This is a genomic window from Pseudomonas sp. yb_5 (genome assembly GCF_043103865.1).
In the GTDB taxonomy this organism is placed as follows: Bacteria; Pseudomonadota; Gammaproteobacteria; order Pseudomonadales; family Pseudomonadaceae; genus Aquipseudomonas; species Aquipseudomonas putida_Y.
On the sequence record NZ_JBICKE010000030.1, the window covers coordinates 1 to 16,645 of the forward strand.

Below are 16,645 nucleotides of genomic sequence, written 5' to 3' on the forward strand. Positions count from 1 at the left end.
ATGCAGAATATAGAACCCAACCACTCGACAGGATCATTCTTCACACTTTTTCACACTCGCCCTACAGGTATTAACAGCCGCCCAGGCAGCGTGTGCCTTAGCATATACAGGGTCATCATCGGAAGATCCGCATGCCTACTACCCTCTCCCCGTGCCTGCGCCCGTTGGCGCTCATGGCATTCCTGAGCCTGTCCCTGGCCGGTTGCAGCGACAGCGCCGAACCAGACGAACAGGCCCCCACTGCGCAAGTGCGCGTGGAAACCCTGCAACTGCAGCCACTGGCCATCAGCAGTGAACTCAGCGGCCGTATCCTCGCTCCACGCACCGCCGAAGTGCGTGCGCGGGTCGCAGGCGTGGTGCTCAAACGAGTGTACCGCGAAGGCAGCGACGTCAAGCAGGGTGATGTACTGTTCCTGATCGACCCGGCGCCGTTCAAGGCCGACCATGACAGCGCCCGCGCCACGCTGGCCAAGGCCGAGGCCACCCGGTACCAGGCGCGCCTGCAAGAGCAGCGCTACCGCGAGCTGGTCGACGATAAAGCCGTCAGCCGCCAGGAGTACGACAACGCCAAGGCCAGTTTCCTGCAGGCCGATGCCGAAGTGGCCGAAGCCAGGGCGGCGCTGGAGCGCGCCCGGCTGAACCTCGGCTATGCCACCGTGACCGCGCCGATTTCCGGCCGTATCGGCCGCGCCCAGGTCACCGAAGGCGCGCTGGTCGGGCAAAACGAAACCACCCCGCTGGCGACCATCCAGCAACTGGACCCGATCCATGCCGATGTCACCCAGTCTACCCGCGAGCTCAACGCCCTGCGCCGCGCCCTGCGCGCCGGCGAATTGCAGCAGGTGGGCGACGGCCAGGCACGCGCCACGCTGATCCAGGATGACGGCAGCGCCTACCCGCTGCCGGGCAAGCTGCTGTTCTCCGACATCAGCGTCGACCCCAGTACCAACCAGATCACCCTGCGCAGCGAGTTCCCCAACCCGGACCTCGACCTGCTGCCAGGCAGCTACGTGCGGGTACGCCTGGAGCAGGCAGTCCAACCCAAGGGCCTGAGCGTGCCGCAACGCGCCATCCTGCGCGACAGCGCCGGTGTGCCCAAGGTGCTGGTGGTAGACCAGCAAGCCCGGATCAGCGACCGCCAGGTTGTACTGGGCAGCGCCCAGGGTGACCGCTGGATCGTCAGCGAGGGCCTGGCGGCCGGCGAGCGGGTGGTGGTCGAGGGCCTTCAGCACGTCAAGGCCGGTGACCAGGTGCAGGTTGACAATACACCCGCTGCCCCCCCCATCGCACAGCATACCGGCCAGTGAGGGCCTGATTCATGCCGCAATTCTTCATCGATCGCCCGGTATTCGCCTGGGTGGTCGCACTGTTCATCCTGCTGGCCGGCGCGCTGGCCATCCCGCAACTGCCGGTGGCCCAGTACCCCAACGTGGCACCGCCGCAGGTGGAAATCTACGCCGTGTACCCAGGCGCCTCGGCAGCGACCATGGACGAAAGCGTGGTCAGCCTGATCGAGCAGGAGCTCAACGGCGCCGACAACCTGCTGTACTTCGAGTCGCAGAGCAGCCTGGGCAGCGCCACCATCACTGCCACCTTCGCTCCGGGCACCCACCCGGACCTGGCTCAGGTCGATGTGCAGAACCGCCTGAAAGTGGTCGAGTCGCGCCTGCCACGCCCAGTCACCCAGCAGGGCCTGCAGGTAGAGAAAGTGTCCACCGGCTTCCTGCTGTTGGCGACCCTCACCTCCGAAGACGGCATGCTCGATGAAACCGCGCTGTCGGACATCCTTGCACGTAACGTGATGGACGAAATCCGCCGCCTCAAGGGCGTCGGCAAGGCCCAGTTGTATGGCTCCGAACGGGCCATGCGCATCTGGATCGACCCGCGCAAGCTGATCGGTTTCAACCTCACGCCCAACGATGTGGCCGAAGCCATCGCCGCGCAGAACGCCCAGGTCGCCCCTGGCAGCATCGGCGACCTGCCCAGCCGCAGCACCCAGGAAATCACCGCCAACGTGGTGGTCAAAGGCCAGTTGAGCAGCCCCGAAGAGTTTGCTGCGATTGTCCTGCGTGCCAACCCGGACGGCTCAACGGTCACCATCGGGGATGTCGCCCGGGTTGAAATCGGTGCCCAGGAATACCAGTACGGCACGCGCCTGAACGGCAAACCGGCCACCGCCTTCAGCGTGCAGTTGTCGCCCGGCGCCAACGCCATGGAAACCGCCACCCTGGTAAGGGCGAAGATGCAGGACCTGGCGCGCTACTTCCCGGAAGGCGTCAAGTACGACATCCCCTACGACACCTCGCCGTTCGTCAAGGTGTCGATCGAGCAGGTCATCAACACCCTGTTCGAGGCCATGCTGCTGGTATTCGCAGTGATGTTCCTGTTCCTGCAGAACCTGCGCTACACGCTGATCCCGACCCTGGTAGTGCCGGTGGCATTGATGGGCACCTTCGCCGTGATGCTGGCCTTGGGCTTCTCGGTCAATGTGCTGACACTGTTCGGCATGGTGCTGGCCATCGGCATTCTGGTCGACGATGCCATCGTGGTGGTGGAGAACGTCGAACGCATCATGGCCGAAGAAGGCTTGCCGCCCAAGCAAGCCACGCGCAAGGCCATGGGCCAGATCAGCGGTGCAATCGTCGGCATCACACTGGTGCTGGTGGCGGTATTTCTGCCCATGGCCTTCATGCAAGGCTCGGTGGGGGTGATCTACCAGCAGTTCTCGCTGTCGATGGCGGTATCGATCCTGTTCTCGGCGTTTCTCGCCCTCAGCCTGACCCCGGCATTGTGCGCCACCCTGCTCAAACCCGTGGCCAAGGGCGAGCACCATGAACGCAAAGGCTTCTTCGGCTGGTTCAATCGCCGCTTCGAAAGCATGAGCGACGGCTACCAGCGCTGGGTGGTGCAGGCGCTCAAGCGCAGCGGCCGCTACCTGTTTGTGTACACGGTGCTGCTGGCGGTGCTGGGCTACGGTTTCAGCCAGCTGCCTACGGCGTTTCTGCCCACCGAAGACCAGGGCTACACCATCACCGACATTCAACTGCCGCCGGGCGCCAGCCGCATGCGCACCGAACAGGTAGCCGCGCAGATCGAGGCGCATAACACCGAAGAACCGGGCGTGGGCAACACCACCTTGATCCTCGGCTTCAGCTTCTCCGGTAGCGGGCAGAACGCGGCGCTGGCCTTCACCACCCTCAAGGACTGGTCCGAGCGCAGCGCCGACGACAGCGCCCAGTCGATCGCCGACCGCGCGACCATGGCCTTCACCCAGCTCAAGGACGCGATAGCCTACTCGGTACTGCCGCCGCCCATCGACGGCCTCGGTGAGTCGACCGGCTTCGAATTTCGCCTTCAGGACCGTGGCGGCATGGGCCACGCCGAGCTGATGGCAGCCCGTGACCAGTTGCTCGAAAGCGCCAGCAAAAGCAAGGTGCTGACCAACGTGCGCGAAGCCTCGCTGGCGGAAAGCCCGCAGGTGCAACTGGAAATCGACCGCCGTCAGGCTAATGCACTGGGCGTGTCGTTTGCCGATATCGGCACGGTGCTGGACGTGGCCGTGGGCTCCAGCTACGTCAACGATTTCCCCAACCAGGGCCGTATGCAGCGGGTGGTGGTGCAGGCCGAAGGTGACCAGCGCAGCCAGGTCGAGGACTTGCTGAACATTCACGTGCGCAACGACAGCGGCAAGATGGTGCCACTGGGTGCGTTCGTTCAGGCCCGGTGGGTCAGCGGCCCGGTGCAGCTGACCCGCTACAACGGTTACCCGGCGGTATCGATCTCAGGCGAGCCAGCCGCCGGCTACAGCTCGGGCGAGGCCATGGCCGAAGTCGAGCGGCTGGTGGCGCAGCTCCCGGCCGGTAGCGGCCTGGAATGGACCGGCCTGTCACTGCAGGAACGGCTGTCCGGTAGCCAGGCCCCCCTGCTAATGGCGCTGTCGCTGCTGGTGGTGTTCCTGTGCCTGGCTGCGCTGTACGAAAGCTGGTCGATCCCGACTGCGGTGCTGCTGGTGGTTCCGCTCGGTGTGCTCGGTGCGGTGCTGGCGGTGACCTTGCGCGGCATGCCCAACGACGTGTTCTTCAAGGTTGGCCTGATTACCCTGATCGGCCTGTCGGCGAAGAACGCCATCCTGATCATCGAGTTCGCCAAGCATCTGGTAGACCAGGGCGTGGACGCCGCCGACGCCGCCGTGCAAGCGGCCCGCCTGCGTCTGCGGCCGATCGTGATGACGTCGCTGGCGTTCATCCTCGGCGTGGTGCCCCTGGCCATCGCCAGCGGCGCAAGCTCGGCCAGCCAGCAGGCGATTGGCACCGGGGTGATCGGCGGCATGCTCAGCGCCACCCTGGCGGTGGTGTTCGTGCCGGTGTTCTTCGTGGTGGTGATGCGCCTGTCCGGGCGACGCCAGGCGCATGACAGCGACGGGCAACCCGTGCCCCGCGAAAGCTGACTGGACAAGCCCGCCGTGAAATGGGAGGGTTCCCGGCAGTGACTGCCCGGAACCCTTTTTCATGCCTGACGCACTCCCCCCTTGCTCCATCCTCATTCTCGCCGGTGGCCGTGGCCAGCGCATGGGCGGCCGTGACAAGGGCCTGGTGGACTGGCAAGGCGAGCCATTGATTGCACATGTTCATCGAGTGGTGCGGCCATTGAGCGACGACCTGGTGATTTCCTGCAATCGCAACCAGGCGGCTTACCGGGCATACGCTGACCGGTTGGTGGGCGATGCAGAAGCCGACTTCCCTGGGCCACTGGCGGGGGTGATTGCCGGGCTCAAGGTGGCACGTCATGGGTGGGTGGTGTTGCTGGCTTGCGATGCGCCCCTGGTTGATCGCGAATTGATCGAGGACCTGCTGCGGCTGGCAGTGACCGGTAACAGCGCGGCAATGGTGCGTCAGGGTGGTTTCTGGCAGCCGATGTTCAGCGTACTGCCCAAGCGGGTGTTGCCGGTGTTGGAGCAGGCCTGGGCAGCGGGTGAGCGGAGTTTGCAGAAGGCCCTGCTGCGCGAGGCGGTGCGAGGGCTGGAGTGCACCGAGGATGATCGCCGGCTAAGCAACTTCAACAGCCCGGAACGGCTGCAGGACTGAGCGTATGACACCGCTACCACGGGTAATCCACGACACGCCAGGACTGTGGTGATCTTGTGGGAGCGGGCATGCCCGTGAAAAAGCCAACGCGGTGGATGGCACCGGCTCTGCCGGTGTTCGCGGGTAAACCCGCTCCTACGACGGCCTGTGTCCAACCACCGATGTGTGTCCGCCACCGATCAGGTGTAGGAGCGGGTTTACCCGCGAATACGGTGGCGGCGGCAACAGTGAATGGCCAGGGATACTGGCCAGCAGGGCCGGCCCCTTCGCGGGTAAAACCGCTCCTACGACGGCCTGTGTCCAACCACCGATGTGTGTCCGCCACCGATCAGGTGTAGGAGCGGGTTTACCCGCGAATACGGTGGCCGCTGCAACGGTGAATAGCCAGGGATACTGGCCAGCAGGGCCGGCCCCTTCGCGGGTGAACCCGCTCCTACGACGGCCTGTGTCCAACCACCGATGTGTGTCCGCCACCGCGCACAAGGTCGTTGCTTTCACCTTGCGCGCGTAAAAGGTCATCTGGCAGACAGCTCTTCGGCACTGATCTCGCGCATCCGGAATTTCTGCACCTTGCCCGTAACCGTCATCGGGAACGCGTCGACAAAACGGAAATACCGGGGCACCTTGAAGTGCGCAATCCTTGCCCTCGCCCACTCACGCAACGTTTCTTCACTGACACCATGCCCCGGGTACAGCCGCACCCAGGCCACGATCTCTTCTCCGTACTTGCTGCACGGCACGCCAATCACCTGCACATCGGCCACCGCCGGGTGGGTGAAGAAGAACTCCTCCAGCTCGCGCGGGTAAATGTTCTCGCCGCCGCGAATGATCATGTCCTTGCTGCGCCCGACAATACACACATAGCCCTGCTCGTCCATCACCGCCAGGTCGCCGGTGTGCATCCAGCCGTCTGCGTCAATGCTCTCGGCGGTGGCTTTGGGGTTGTTCCAGTAACCCAGCATCACGCTGTAGCCGCGGGTGCACAGTTCGCCGATCTCGCCGCGCGGGACAATGTTGCCTTCGGCATCCACCACCTTGCTCTCCAGCCAGGGCTGGGTGCGACCGACGCTGGTCACGCGACGCTCCAGGTCGTCAGCGGCACCGGTCTGCAAGGACACCGGGCTGGTCTCGGTCATGCCATAGGCAATCTGCACTTCGGCCATGTGCATCTCGCCAATCACCCGGCGCATCACCTCGATCGGGCAGGTCGCGCCGGCCATGATCCCGGTGCGCAGGCTCGACAGGTCGAATTCACCACGCTGCGGATGGTCCAGCTCGGCAATGAACATGGTCGGCACGCCATACAATGCAGTGGCTTTTTCCTGCGCCACTGCACGCAGCGTGGCCAGCGGGTCGAAGGCATCGCTAGGATAAATCAGTGCGCTGCCGTGGGTCATGCAGCCAAGGTTGGCCATGACCATGCCGAAGCAGTGGTACAGCGGCACCGGCACCACCAGCCGATCGTGCTCGGTAAGGCCCAGGCTTTCACCGACCATGTACCCGTTGTTGAGGATATTGCTGTGGCTAAGGGTGGCTCCCTTGGGGAAACCGGTGGTGCCTGAGGTGTACTGGATGTTGATCGGGTCGTCGCAACGCAGTTGTGCCTGGCGTGCGGCCAGGGCCTCGCCGCTGACGACCTCGGCAAGGGCCTGCAATGCGTGCCAGGCCATAAACCCTGGCGGTGGCGACAGCGCCAGGCTGACCACGCCACGCAGCTCGGGGAAGCGCTCGCAGATCAGCGCGCCCGGTTGGCCGCTGGCCAGGCCCGGGAGCAGGCCCTGCAGCATGGCGTGGTAATCGGAGGTCTTGAAGGCGTCGGCACAAATCACCCAGCGGCAGCCGGACTGGCCAAGGGCGTAGTCCAGTTCACTGGAGCGGTAGGCCGGGTTGATGTTGACCAGGATCGCGCCAACCTTGGCGCTGGCGAACTGGGTAATGCACCACTCGGCGCAATTGGGTGCCCAGATGCCAAGACGGTCACCGGGCTGCACGCCCAGGGCCATCAGCGCGCGGGCGTGCTGGTCGACGGCGTCGGCCAGTTGCCGCCACGTGTAGCGCAGGGCCTGATGGTGAACCACCAGCGCCTCACGGTCGGGGAAGCGGGCCACGGTGGCATCGAACGCGTCGCCGATGCATTGGGTCAGCAGGGGCTTGTCCTGGTTGCCCTGGGTGTAGCTTGGCTGGGGCATGGGCGTTCTCTTGTTGTTCTTGTGTTTTCTGTGCTGGCTTCTTCGCGGGTGAACCCGCTCCTACACCGGACGGCGCCACATTTGGGGCCTGCGGTGGTTTTTGCAGGAGCGGGTTTACCCGCGAAGAAGCACACACCGTTTCAGCGAACGAACACCTGCGGCGTCGTGGTAGACATGTCACCACCCGGCAACTTGATGTTCTTCACCTTTTCCAGCGTATCCGGGTTGAACACCGCCAGGTCATTGAAGGTGCCGCCCAGGTAAAGCTTGTCGCCCTTCTTGTCGAACGTCACGCAGTAGTAGGTGTGTTCCAGATTAGCCGCCTTGATCAGCTTTCGCTGTTTGATGTCGTACTTGGCCAGACGGTTGAGCACGCCGTAGATCTGGTTCGGGTCCTTGGGCGAGCGCAGGCCGGTGAAGTACAGCTCGGTCAGGTCGGCGAACTCCTGGGTGTGGGTCTTGCCGGTCTTCAGGTCGATGCTCAGGTAGCCATACAGCGGTTCGGCGGTGGCCGGGTCCTGCTTGTCATCCTTGAACCTGGCAATGGTGTACAGCATGGTGAACTCATGGCGCGGGCTCTGGTGCGGCCAGAAGTACAGCACATCCGGGGCGCTGTAGCCTTTGCGGTTCCAGTTGCGCAACGGCAGGGCCACCGAGTATTTGCCGGTCTTCACGTCCATCTTGTAAATGTCCGGCCCGGCAACGTACAGGCTGCCATCGTCGGAGGCGCGCATCAGATACACCTGTCGCGGCATCGGGAAGGTGCGTACGGGCTTGGCCTGAAGGCCATCAGCGGTGCTGAACACCTCCAGCCGCGGTGGTTTGACCACGTAATGGTCGTTCAGCATCTGGGTCGGGTTGACCGTGGCGTACACCTCTTTGCCATCGGGGCTGATGGCGAACGAGTATATCGACCGGCCAACTTCACCGGCTACGCTGGACAGGTTGGCGTGGAAGGTGTTCTTGCAGGTGTCCAGGTCAATGCCGTAGATGTCGCCGTAATGGTTGTTGAGCACGTAGGCGGTGCGGTTGTCCGGCGCCATCATTGCGGTGCCCGGGCCAAACTTGTCGGGCATCCGGCAGCTTTTGAAGACCGTGTCACTGGCCACATCGACCACATGCAGGTTGTTCGGGTAGTTGGTCACGATCATGTATTCGTGGCCAGCCTTCAGTGCCGGGCCAGTGTCGTCGGCCTGTGCCAGCCCGGCGCAAGCCATGGCGGCGATGGTGAGCGCCAATGGCGCGCAGCGTCCAGCTTTCATGCGGTTTCCCCTTGTCATTCTTGTTGGGCCGTCACTTGTCTTTCGGGAACACGGTGCCGAGGTTGCGCCAGTCCTCTGCCGAGTTGGTCGCCTGGGCGTTCCAGTCCTGGTAGGTGCTCATCATGTCCGGCACCTGGGCCGGCCACCAGCAAGGGTCCGAACAACCATAGAGGTCGGCTTCCATCGGCTGGCACAGCGAGCTCACGCCGCCAAAGGCGTCCACCTCCCAGCCCGGGTCGGTAGTGGCCGTACAGCCTGCCACCGCGCTCATTGCCATCACTTCTTCGACACGGTCTTCGGCGGCGGCCTGCTCCAGGATGCGCGCCTTGTTGTTCAGGGGCTTCAAGTGCTTCATGTCAGTGCGCCTTCCGCGGGGTGATGTAGCGATCGATGAAGGCCGGGTTGGCGGCCATGATGCGGCTGTAAACTTCAATGCCGAAGTCCACCCAGTCGCGCATCAGTTCGCAGTAGTGATAAGTCGGGTGCTGCGGGTCGCCGTAGCGCGCATAGCTTTCGTGATAGCAGCCGCCGGAGCACAGGTTGCGAATGCGGCAGCTTTCACAGCCGGTGTTGCTGCGGTCCAGGCGCTGCGACAGAAAGTCGTTGAGCTGCGCCTGCTTCACGCCCTGGTGCACGTTACCGAAGGTGGGCAGGCTGGAGCCGGTGAAGCGGTGGCACAGGTTCAGCTCACCTTCATGGTCCACCGCCAGCATCTTCAACCCGGCGCCACACGGCAGGGCCTTCTTGTGGCCTTCGTGGATGTCGGTGATCAACTGGTGCAGGTTGGAGAAGCCGATGTTGCGGTGCTCCAGTGCCGCCTCCAGGTAGCGCCGGCCGAGTGCCTTCATGTTGGCGAAGACCTGCACCAGCTCTTCGCCAGTGAGGTTGAAGTCGGCCATGTCGCCAGAGGTAACCGGGGCAAAGCCAACCTCGGCAAAACCCATTTCGTTGAACAGGTGGTTCCAGATGGTTTCAACGTCGGTAATGCCACGGGTCAGCGTGACCCGCGCCCCCACCGGCCGGCTGGTGTAGCGGGACAGCAGCAGGTCGGCCTTGCGCCGCACCACATCATAGGTGCCCTGCCCGCCCACGGTGATACGGTTTCGGTCGTGCACGGTCTTGGGGCCATCGATGCTGATCGACAGGCCAAAGCGGTGGGCGTTGAGCCAATCGATGATTTCTTCGGTCAGCAAGGTAGCGTTGGTGGTCATGATGAACTCCACCTGCTTGCCCGCCTCGGCGAACCGCCGCTCGCAGTAAGCCACCATGTGCTCGATCAACGGCCGGTTGGACAGCGGTTCGCCACCGAAGAACACCACGCTGTAGCGCTGCTCGTTGGGTGACTCCTTGAGCAGCATCTCCACCGAGGCTTCGGCGGTGGCGGTACTCATTTTCTTGCCGGCGGAAGGCTTGTCCAGGTCTTCCTTGTAGCAATAGGTGCAGCTGAGGTTGCAGCCGGTGTTGACGTTGAGCACCACGGTGTTGAGCGCGGTGCGCTCGACCTGCCTGAGGGCGATTTCCGGGGTCAGCGGCGAGCCGTCGCTGACCAGCTCCAGCGCGATCAGCTCGCGCAGGGTGTCCTGGATATCCTCGCCGGCAAACTGCTGGCCAAGGCGCTGCATCAGCTCCTCGGCCGAGCAGCCTTGCTGGCGCAAGGTGTCGATGATGCCGCCGGTCACCGCATCAGCGGTGAACAGCGAACTGCTGGGGATATGAAACAGCATGCGGTCGGCATCAACCTGTACTTCGTGCAGGTTGCGTTCGACCAGGTTCAGTAGTACGCCCATGGCGACCTCCCGATAATCGATCCGTTGGAAAACCGTTGCAGCCTGCCGTTACGGCAGCGGCGGGTTGTTCCAGCGCTGTACGGTGACGATCATGTGCCCTTCGCCGGTCTGGCCACCGTCGGCCAGCGTGGCGATGACCTTGAGGTTACCGGCGTTGTTGGTCATCATCTTGCGCTCCGGGTTGGGCCCGGCACCGCCTGGCACGAACACGCCATCGGCCTGCATCTGCCCGGCGAACTTGACGTCTTCATCCTCGACAGCACGCTCGTTGAACGGCTCGACCCTCCAGCTGGCCGGCAGGTAGCCGATACGCAGCGGCTGGCCATCGGCATCCTTGCCCCAGGCTTCGGCCTCGAAACGCCCCTGCACTTTCGGCACGGAGGCGCCGTTCTCGCCAATGCGCGCGATGGAAAACGCCGGCACGACCTTCACTTCGTCGACCTTGTCGTAAACCGCCAGGTTCACGCCCTTGAGCGCACCTACCGCCACCTCGCGCAGGCCTGGCCTGGCATCGGATGCGGCGCGGGCCTTGATCCTTACCAGGGTCGGGGTCTGCTCCAGCACTTCGGTCACTTCCACCCCGGCGCCCAGGTCCGGCTTGCCAGTCAGGCCGCTGCCAACCAGGGTGATTTCGCTTTCGCCTCCGGCTTTGATGAACGCCGGTTGTACCGCCAGCAACTGCGCCTTGCCTTCTTTTACGGCGCTGAAGTCCAGGCCGCGCTCATCGTGATCGGCTTCGAACATGCGGCCTTTCATTTCGCCATCCAGCGCGGCGAACACCTGGCGCAGGTTGGCATCGCCAACCTTCACATTGCCCCGCCATTCATAACCGTTGTACAGGATGGCCGAGCCGCTGCCGTTGAACGGTGTACCGTCGGCGTAAGCACCCTTGACCTCGACCTTGAAGGTGTCGCCCTCTCCGGCCGTGACGCTCATCACCCCACGTACATCGCCCTTGGCCAGCATATGGCCGCTGAATGCCCACTGCCCCGGCAGTACGTCCGCCTTGGGCTTGGCCTTCTGCCATTCGGCCCAGGCCGCGCTGTCCATCGGGTAACGCTTGGCAAGGTCCGGCACCACTTGCTGCAGGGCGATCGGCAGCCAGTCGCGGTCACGCGCCTGGGCCTGGTATTCAAGGGACGGCCACTGGCCAAGGTGGAAGTTGACCAGGTGTTCCCACTCCTTGGCCGGGCGCCGTTGCAAGGCGACACGGGCACCCGAGTGGCAACGGCCACAGGTCTCACTGAGCTGGGTGTCGAAGTGCTCGACGGTATTGAGCCGGCGCTCCATGGCGTAACGCACGCCATCGGTTTCGCTGGGCGCCAGGCCCTGTTTGTCGGCCAGGTATTTGACCAGCGTGCGACGGTCGTCGTCGCTGATCTGAAGGCCATGCATCACCTGCATGCGGGCGATGCTCATCAGCCAGCCTTCCGGCGTCTTGCGCTGGTGGCTGATGCGGCTATAGGTGTCGTTGCCTTCGGGGATATGGCACCCCATGCACTTGTTCTGCAACAGGCTCGGGCCCTGCTCGGCCGCCATGGCCTGGGTGCTCAGCAGCGCGGCGGCGACCAGCGCCAGTTTGCCCGCATGCCGCCGGAGTCGAGTCGTCTTCAAGGTCAGACCTCCACGGTTGTTGTTCTTATCGTTTTCGCACGCTTTGGTACAGCAGGTGTGCATGTGACGGTTGTGATACAGGAACTGTGCCAGTTAGGGTAAAAGCGTTTCCTTTCAACCTTTTAAGCGGTTTTCGGGGCTTGGCCAGGAGCCGGGATGGCCATTTGCAGCGTGCCATTTCGCGACAGGGTGTTTCATGTTGAGACAGGGCCCGCGAAGAGGCCGAACAGCCACTGTTTCACCACCGTCTCACACCGTCTCAATGTGCAACAGCGCAACCCGGCAATCGCAACCTTGCGCTCAGGCAAAACCCAACGCCCACAACGCTTTGCGGCCATCAGCCCAGGTTGGCACGGCCATTGCGCCAGTGCCCGTCACATCCAATGACAAGAGGCACAGCCCCATGCTTTCCGAACTGCCCATCCTGCCCACCACCCGCGCCTTTCTCGAACGCAAGCTGAAGATGCGCATCGGTGCCGACTGGCAGGACGCCGCCAGCGGTCGCACCCTGTCGTTCCGCAATCCGGCCACCGGCGAAGTGCTGGGTGAAGTGCCGGCCGCCGAGGCCGAAGATGTCGACCGCGCCGTGCGCGCTGCGCGCCAGGCCTTCGACGACTCGCCCTGGAGCCGCATGCGCCCACGCGAGCGGCAGAACCTGCTGTGGCGCCTGGCCGACCTGATGGAGCGCGATGCGCGTCAGCTGGCCGAACTGGAATGCCTGAACAATGGCAAGAGCGCCGCCGTGGCCCAGGTGATGGACGTGCAACTGGCCATCGACTTCCTGCGCTATATGGCGGGCTGGGCCACCAAGATCGAGGGTAGCACCGTCGAAGCGTCCATGCCGTTGATGCCCAACGACCAGTTCCACGGCTTCGTGCGCCGCGAGGCAGTGGGCGTGGTTGGCGCCATCGTTGCCTGGAACTTCCCACTGCTGCTGGCCTGCTGGAAGCTCGGCCCGGCACTGGCCACCGGCTGCACCGTGGTGCTCAAGCCTGCCGATGAAACCCCACTGAGCGTGCTCAAGCTGGCCGAGCTGGTCGACGAGGCCGGCTACCCGGCCGGTGTGTTCAACGTGGTTACCGGTACCGGCCTGAACGCCGGCGCCGCGCTCAGCCGCCACCCCGGCGTAGACAAGCTGACCTTCACCGGCTCCACCGAGGTCGGCAAGCTGATCGGCAAGGCGGCCATGGACAACATGACCCGCGTCACCCTGGAGCTGGGCGGCAAGTCGCCGACCATCGTCATGCCCGACGCCAACCTGCAGGAAGCCGCAGCCGGTGCGGCCACGGCGATCTTCTTCAACCAGGGCCAGGTGTGCTGCGCAGGCTCGCGACTGTATGTGCACCGCAAGCACTTCGACAACGTGGTGGCCGACATCGCCGGGATCGCCAATGCCATGAAGCTGGGCAACGGGCTGGACCCGTCGGTGCAGATGGGCCCGTTGATTTCAGCCAAGCAGCAGGACCGCGTCACTGGTTACATCGAGCTTGGCCGCGAACTGGGCGCCACCATCGCCTGCGGGGGTGAAGGTTTCGGGCCTGGTTACTTCGTCAAGCCGACGGTGATTGTCGATGTGGACCAGCGTCACCGCCTGGTACAGGAAGAAATCTTCGGGCCGGTGCTGGTGGCGATGCCATTCGATGACATCGACGAAGTGATCGGCATGGCCAACGACAACCCCTATGGCCTGGGTGCAAGCATCTGGTCCAACGACCTGGCCGCCGTGCACCGCATGATCCCGCGCATCAAGTCTGGCTCGGTGTGGGTCAACTGCCACAGCGCGCTCGACCCGGCGCTGCCGTTTGGTGGCTACAAGATGTCTGGCGTTGGTCGTGAGATGGGTTCAGCGGCCATCGAGCATTACACGGAGCTGAAATCGGTGTTGATCAAGCTCTGATCTTTTTCCTGTACCGGCTTCTTCGCGGGTAAACCCGCTCCTACACCAGGTATCACATGCCCTGTAGGAGCGGGTTTACCCGCGAAGAGGCCGGCACAGGCAACAGAAAAACAACAATAAAAACCATGGAGCAAACCCATGAGGCACACACTCGCCTGCACATTGGCCCTGCTGTTAACCGCCCCCGCCACCCAAGCCTACGAGCTGTACAACCACGATGGCACCAGCCTCAACGCCAACCTCGAAGCCCTGTTCGGTGTCTTCCACAGCGACGAAAGCTTCAACCAGGCCGGCAACCGCCAACCCGGCAGCACCGCCTGGCAGGAAGGCTACGTAAAATACGGCCTCAGCGGCAGCCAGACCCTGGCCGATAGCGGCACCCTCTACGGCGCCTTCAGCCTGCTCAGTTCCGCCACCTGGGGCGATGGCGACGCCGCCGGCCTGACCTTGGGCGACGAACGCCGCACCGCCACCGAAGACCTGTATTTGGGCTGGCGCTCGGCCAACCTGTTTCCGGCGCTGGGCGAAGATGGCGTCGACATTTCCGGTGGCCGCCAGGTCGTCACCCTGGGTGATGGTTTCCTGATCCAGGGTGACCCGGTCAACCTGGGCAAGGTCGACCTGGGGGCCAACTTCGATCGCGGCGGTGCCTACTACCTGGCCGCGCGCAAGGCCTTCGACCGCACCGCCGTGCTGCGCCTGGGCGGTAACCAGGGCTGGCGCGGTGACCTGATGTGGTTGAAGTCCGACAACCATTACCAAGCCGACACTTCCCTGGCGGTAGCCAACCTGGAGCACGTCGCCGATACCGGCACCGTCGGCCTGAGCTGGATCCGCGGCCTCGACGTGGACCAGCGCTACGCACAGATCATGGGCCTTGAACACCGCGACGGCATGGACACCGCCAGCCTGCGCGGGCGCGGCAACCTGGGCGTCAAAGACCTGGAGCTGGCCGCCGAGTACGTGACCCAGGACAAGACCGGCGGGCGCGAGAATGCCTGGTACCTGGAGGGCAACTGGACCTTCTCCCAATTGCCCTGGTCACCTACGGCCACCTACCGCTACAGCCGCTTCTCCGAAGGCTTCGACCCGCTGTTCTATGGCCTGAGCCGGGGCTACGGCACCTGGTTCCAGGGTGAAGTGGCAGCCAACTATGCCGGGCCGTTCAACAAGAACAGCCAGGTGCACCATGTAGCGCTGAAGGGCAAGCCACGGGACAACCTGACCGTCGGCGCACTGTATTTCGACTTCGACACGCTGGAGACCGACCAGGGCAACCTTGGCGGACGCGAGCTGGACCTGTATGTGGAATGGATGGTCAACGACCACCTGCTGATCAGCCCGGTGGTGGGGTTCTACAAGCCGGAGCGCAGTGCGGCCAATGGCGGTACGCAGTTGGGCGGGCGGGATACCGGGACTTACCTGCAGTTGATTGTCGGGACCTTTTTCTGATTAGAAATCCCGGGCCGCTTTGCGGCCCATCAGCACATCTGCCAAAGCAGGCGCTCAAGCGTAATGGCTCGCCGATTTTTTCTCATACTTTTCATCTTGCAGTACCTGACCGGCACACCGCGAGGAAGCCCCCCATATATTGGGTAATGCGCTTGTGGTCCGCCTTGTCGCGCCCAGACTTTAATATCTTCGGGCAATGTAGGCAGCAATTTAACACCCGATAATCAACCGGGGGGAATTTATTGATCGAGCCACGAACGAGTGAGCTCTGAGCTTCAGCAGGCAATGCCTCCATAGACCCTGTCAATTTTGCCAGTAGCTTCTTGTCTCTCAAGCTGCACATCATTCATCTCCCATGGATGATTTTCTGAGAGAACCGGAGATTGACATGAGATTTTTTTATCAAGGCGCACATCAACATAGCTGCATCGAGAAAACCACTGCCCGTACAGCTTTTCGCCAGGGCGAGCAACTGCTCGCACTGCAGCAATCAGCTTTGCTGCCGCGTACCTCGTTAATGCCAACAGACGTGGCCAACTCCGTTTTTGAACATGAACGCAGAGCTATCGCCTATTCCCCTTATGGCCATGACGGACTGAAAAACCCCATCTATTTCGGATTCAAAGGAGAATACCGCGATACACTCACGGGAAATTATCTTCTGGGCAACGGCTACAGGCTATACAATCCGGTTATTATGCGATTCCAAAGTCCCGATCATGATGCTCCATTCGATCGGGGTGGAATTAATGCCTATACCTACGTGTTGGGCGACCCCATAAACTTACGAGACCCTTCTGGGCATCAACCCATCGGTATCGGAAAAATAGCCTTTAGCTATAAAGGCTGGGCTGCGAGGTTGGATGATCTTGCAGTTTTCTGGACCTCGGACTTGTCAAGTCCCACCGGGCTCGTCTTGAACATCTACGGGCATGGAGCACCAGGAAAAATTCAGATAAGTCGGGGTAACATGATATCGGGTACCAAGATGCTAGCGGCCCTCAACGATGAGCTGGGCATCGATGCTTCCCAACAACCCATCCATCTAATCTCCTGTTACTCTGCAACCCGTCCTCATGGCGGTGGACTTTCGATGATGGAACAACTCATGAACAAGACTCAATCATCTGTGACGGGATATCAGGGCCCCGTACACGTCCGTGAGGTGTATACCCCTGACCGCTATGCAATCGAAATTGTCGAGTCCAACACTTTCAAGCCAGGCTCAGAAAACCATAAGAAATTTCTCTACCATCCGGTGACAATTTCTCCAGGCAATATAGAGGCCTTAGCTCTTCACCCCAGGGATAATTACTCATTAAGCAATAACATCAGACGGCCGTAAGAGTGAACGTGCCAC

11 protein-coding genes are annotated in these 16,645 nt (G+C 62.7%); 6 read left to right on the plus strand and 5 right to left on the minus strand.

Annotated features, from left to right (window positions below; genetic code table 11):
- The first annotated feature begins 131 nt into the window (after positions 1 to 131).
- The 3 genes from ACF8GF_RS03830 (at position 132) to mobA (ending at position 5,084) form a co-directional block, all read left to right on the plus strand.
- Positions 132 to 1,307, plus strand: coding sequence for an efflux RND transporter periplasmic adaptor subunit (locus ACF8GF_RS03830; protein ID WP_392487692.1), 1,176 nt, complete (start codon positions 132 to 134; stop codon positions 1,305 to 1,307).
- 11 nt (positions 1,308 to 1,318) lie between these two features.
- Positions 1,319 to 4,447 carry a multidrug efflux RND transporter permease subunit gene (locus ACF8GF_RS03835; protein ID WP_392487693.1) on the plus strand — a complete coding sequence of 1,043 codons (3,129 nt, stop codon included), beginning with the start codon at positions 1,319 to 1,321 and terminating at the stop codon, positions 4,445 to 4,447.
- A gap of 61 nt (positions 4,448 to 4,508) precedes the next feature.
- Positions 4,509 to 5,084, plus strand: a complete 576-nt coding sequence (gene mobA / locus ACF8GF_RS03840; protein ID WP_392487694.1) for a molybdenum cofactor guanylyltransferase MobA — start codon at positions 4,509 to 4,511, stop codon at positions 5,082 to 5,084.
- A gap of 515 nt (positions 5,085 to 5,599) precedes the next feature.
- Here the strand turns inward: mobA and ACF8GF_RS03845 are convergent.
- From ACF8GF_RS03845 to peaA, 5 genes are all read right to left on the minus strand, one after another.
- On the minus strand, positions 5,600 to 7,273 hold the full coding sequence (locus tag ACF8GF_RS03845; protein ID WP_392487695.1) for a fatty acid CoA ligase family protein: 1,674 nt from the start codon (positions 7,271 to 7,273) through the stop codon (positions 5,600 to 5,602).
- Positions 7,274 to 7,413: 140 nt separating this feature from the next.
- On the minus strand, positions 7,414 to 8,535 hold the full coding sequence (gene peaD / locus ACF8GF_RS03850) for a quinohemoprotein amine dehydrogenase subunit beta (protein ID WP_392462103.1): 1,122 nt from the start codon (positions 8,533 to 8,535) through the stop codon (positions 7,414 to 7,416).
- A 31-nt stretch (positions 8,536 to 8,566) separates the two neighbouring features.
- The gene (gene qhpC / locus ACF8GF_RS03855; RefSeq protein WP_014590799.1) at positions 8,567 to 8,890 is read right to left on the minus strand and encodes a quinohemoprotein amine dehydrogenase subunit gamma; all 324 of its coding nucleotides are present in this window, start codon (positions 8,888 to 8,890) and stop codon (positions 8,567 to 8,569) included.
- Position 8,891: 1 nt separating this feature from the next.
- On the minus strand, positions 8,892 to 10,322 hold the full coding sequence (peaB, locus tag ACF8GF_RS03860) for a quinohemoprotein amine dehydrogenase maturation protein (RefSeq protein ID WP_064492342.1): 1,431 nt from the start codon (positions 10,320 to 10,322) through the stop codon (positions 8,892 to 8,894).
- A gap of 48 nt (positions 10,323 to 10,370) precedes the next feature.
- Positions 10,371 to 11,936, minus strand: coding sequence for a quinohemoprotein amine dehydrogenase subunit alpha (gene peaA / locus ACF8GF_RS03865; RefSeq protein WP_392487696.1), 1,566 nt, complete (start codon positions 11,934 to 11,936; stop codon positions 10,371 to 10,373).
- Between the two features lie 403 nt (positions 11,937 to 12,339).
- Here peaA and ACF8GF_RS03870 point away from each other — a divergent pair, with 403 nt between their 5' ends.
- From ACF8GF_RS03870 to ACF8GF_RS03880, 3 genes are all read left to right on the plus strand, one after another.
- Positions 12,340 to 13,833: an aldehyde dehydrogenase gene (locus tag ACF8GF_RS03870; protein WP_176683378.1), complete on the plus strand. Its 1,494-nt coding sequence runs from the start codon at positions 12,340 to 12,342 to the stop codon at positions 13,831 to 13,833.
- 138 nt (positions 13,834 to 13,971) lie between these two features.
- Positions 13,972 to 15,285 (plus strand): hypothetical protein, encoded by a 1,314-nt coding sequence (locus ACF8GF_RS03875; protein ID WP_176683377.1) that lies wholly within the window; start codon positions 13,972 to 13,974, stop codon positions 15,283 to 15,285.
- 388 nt (positions 15,286 to 15,673) lie between these two features.
- On the plus strand, positions 15,674 to 16,630 hold the full coding sequence (locus tag ACF8GF_RS03880) for an RHS repeat-associated core domain-containing protein (RefSeq protein WP_256122340.1): 957 nt from the start codon (positions 15,674 to 15,676) through the stop codon (positions 16,628 to 16,630).
- The last annotated feature ends 15 nt before the right edge of the window (positions 16,631 to 16,645 follow it).

Coding starts and splice junctions, on each gene's coding strand:
- ACF8GF_RS03875 (WP_176683377.1), top strand. CDS start 13,972: ATGAGGCACACACTCGCCTGCACATTGGCCCTGCTGTTAACCGCCCCC.
- qhpC (WP_014590799.1), bottom strand. CDS start 8,890: ATGAAGCACTTGAAGCCCCTGAACAACAAGGCGCGCATCCTGGAGCAG.
- peaD (WP_392462103.1), bottom strand. CDS start 8,535: ATGAAAGCTGGACGCTGCGCGCCATTGGCGCTCACCATCGCCGCCATG.
- ACF8GF_RS03835 (WP_392487693.1), top strand. CDS start 1,319: ATGCCGCAATTCTTCATCGATCGCCCGGTATTCGCCTGGGTGGTCGCA.
- ACF8GF_RS03830 (WP_392487692.1), top strand. CDS start 132: ATGCCTACTACCCTCTCCCCGTGCCTGCGCCCGTTGGCGCTCATGGCA.
- ACF8GF_RS03880 (WP_256122340.1), top strand. CDS start 15,674: ATGAGATTTTTTTATCAAGGCGCACATCAACATAGCTGCATCGAGAAA.
- peaB (WP_064492342.1), bottom strand. CDS start 10,322: ATGGGCGTACTACTGAACCTGGTCGAACGCAACCTGCACGAAGTACAG.
- ACF8GF_RS03845 (WP_392487695.1), bottom strand. CDS start 7,273: ATGCCCCAGCCAAGCTACACCCAGGGCAACCAGGACAAGCCCCTGCTG.
- mobA (WP_392487694.1), top strand. CDS start 4,509: ATGCCTGACGCACTCCCCCCTTGCTCCATCCTCATTCTCGCCGGTGGC.
- ACF8GF_RS03870 (WP_176683378.1), top strand. CDS start 12,340: ATGCTTTCCGAACTGCCCATCCTGCCCACCACCCGCGCCTTTCTCGAA.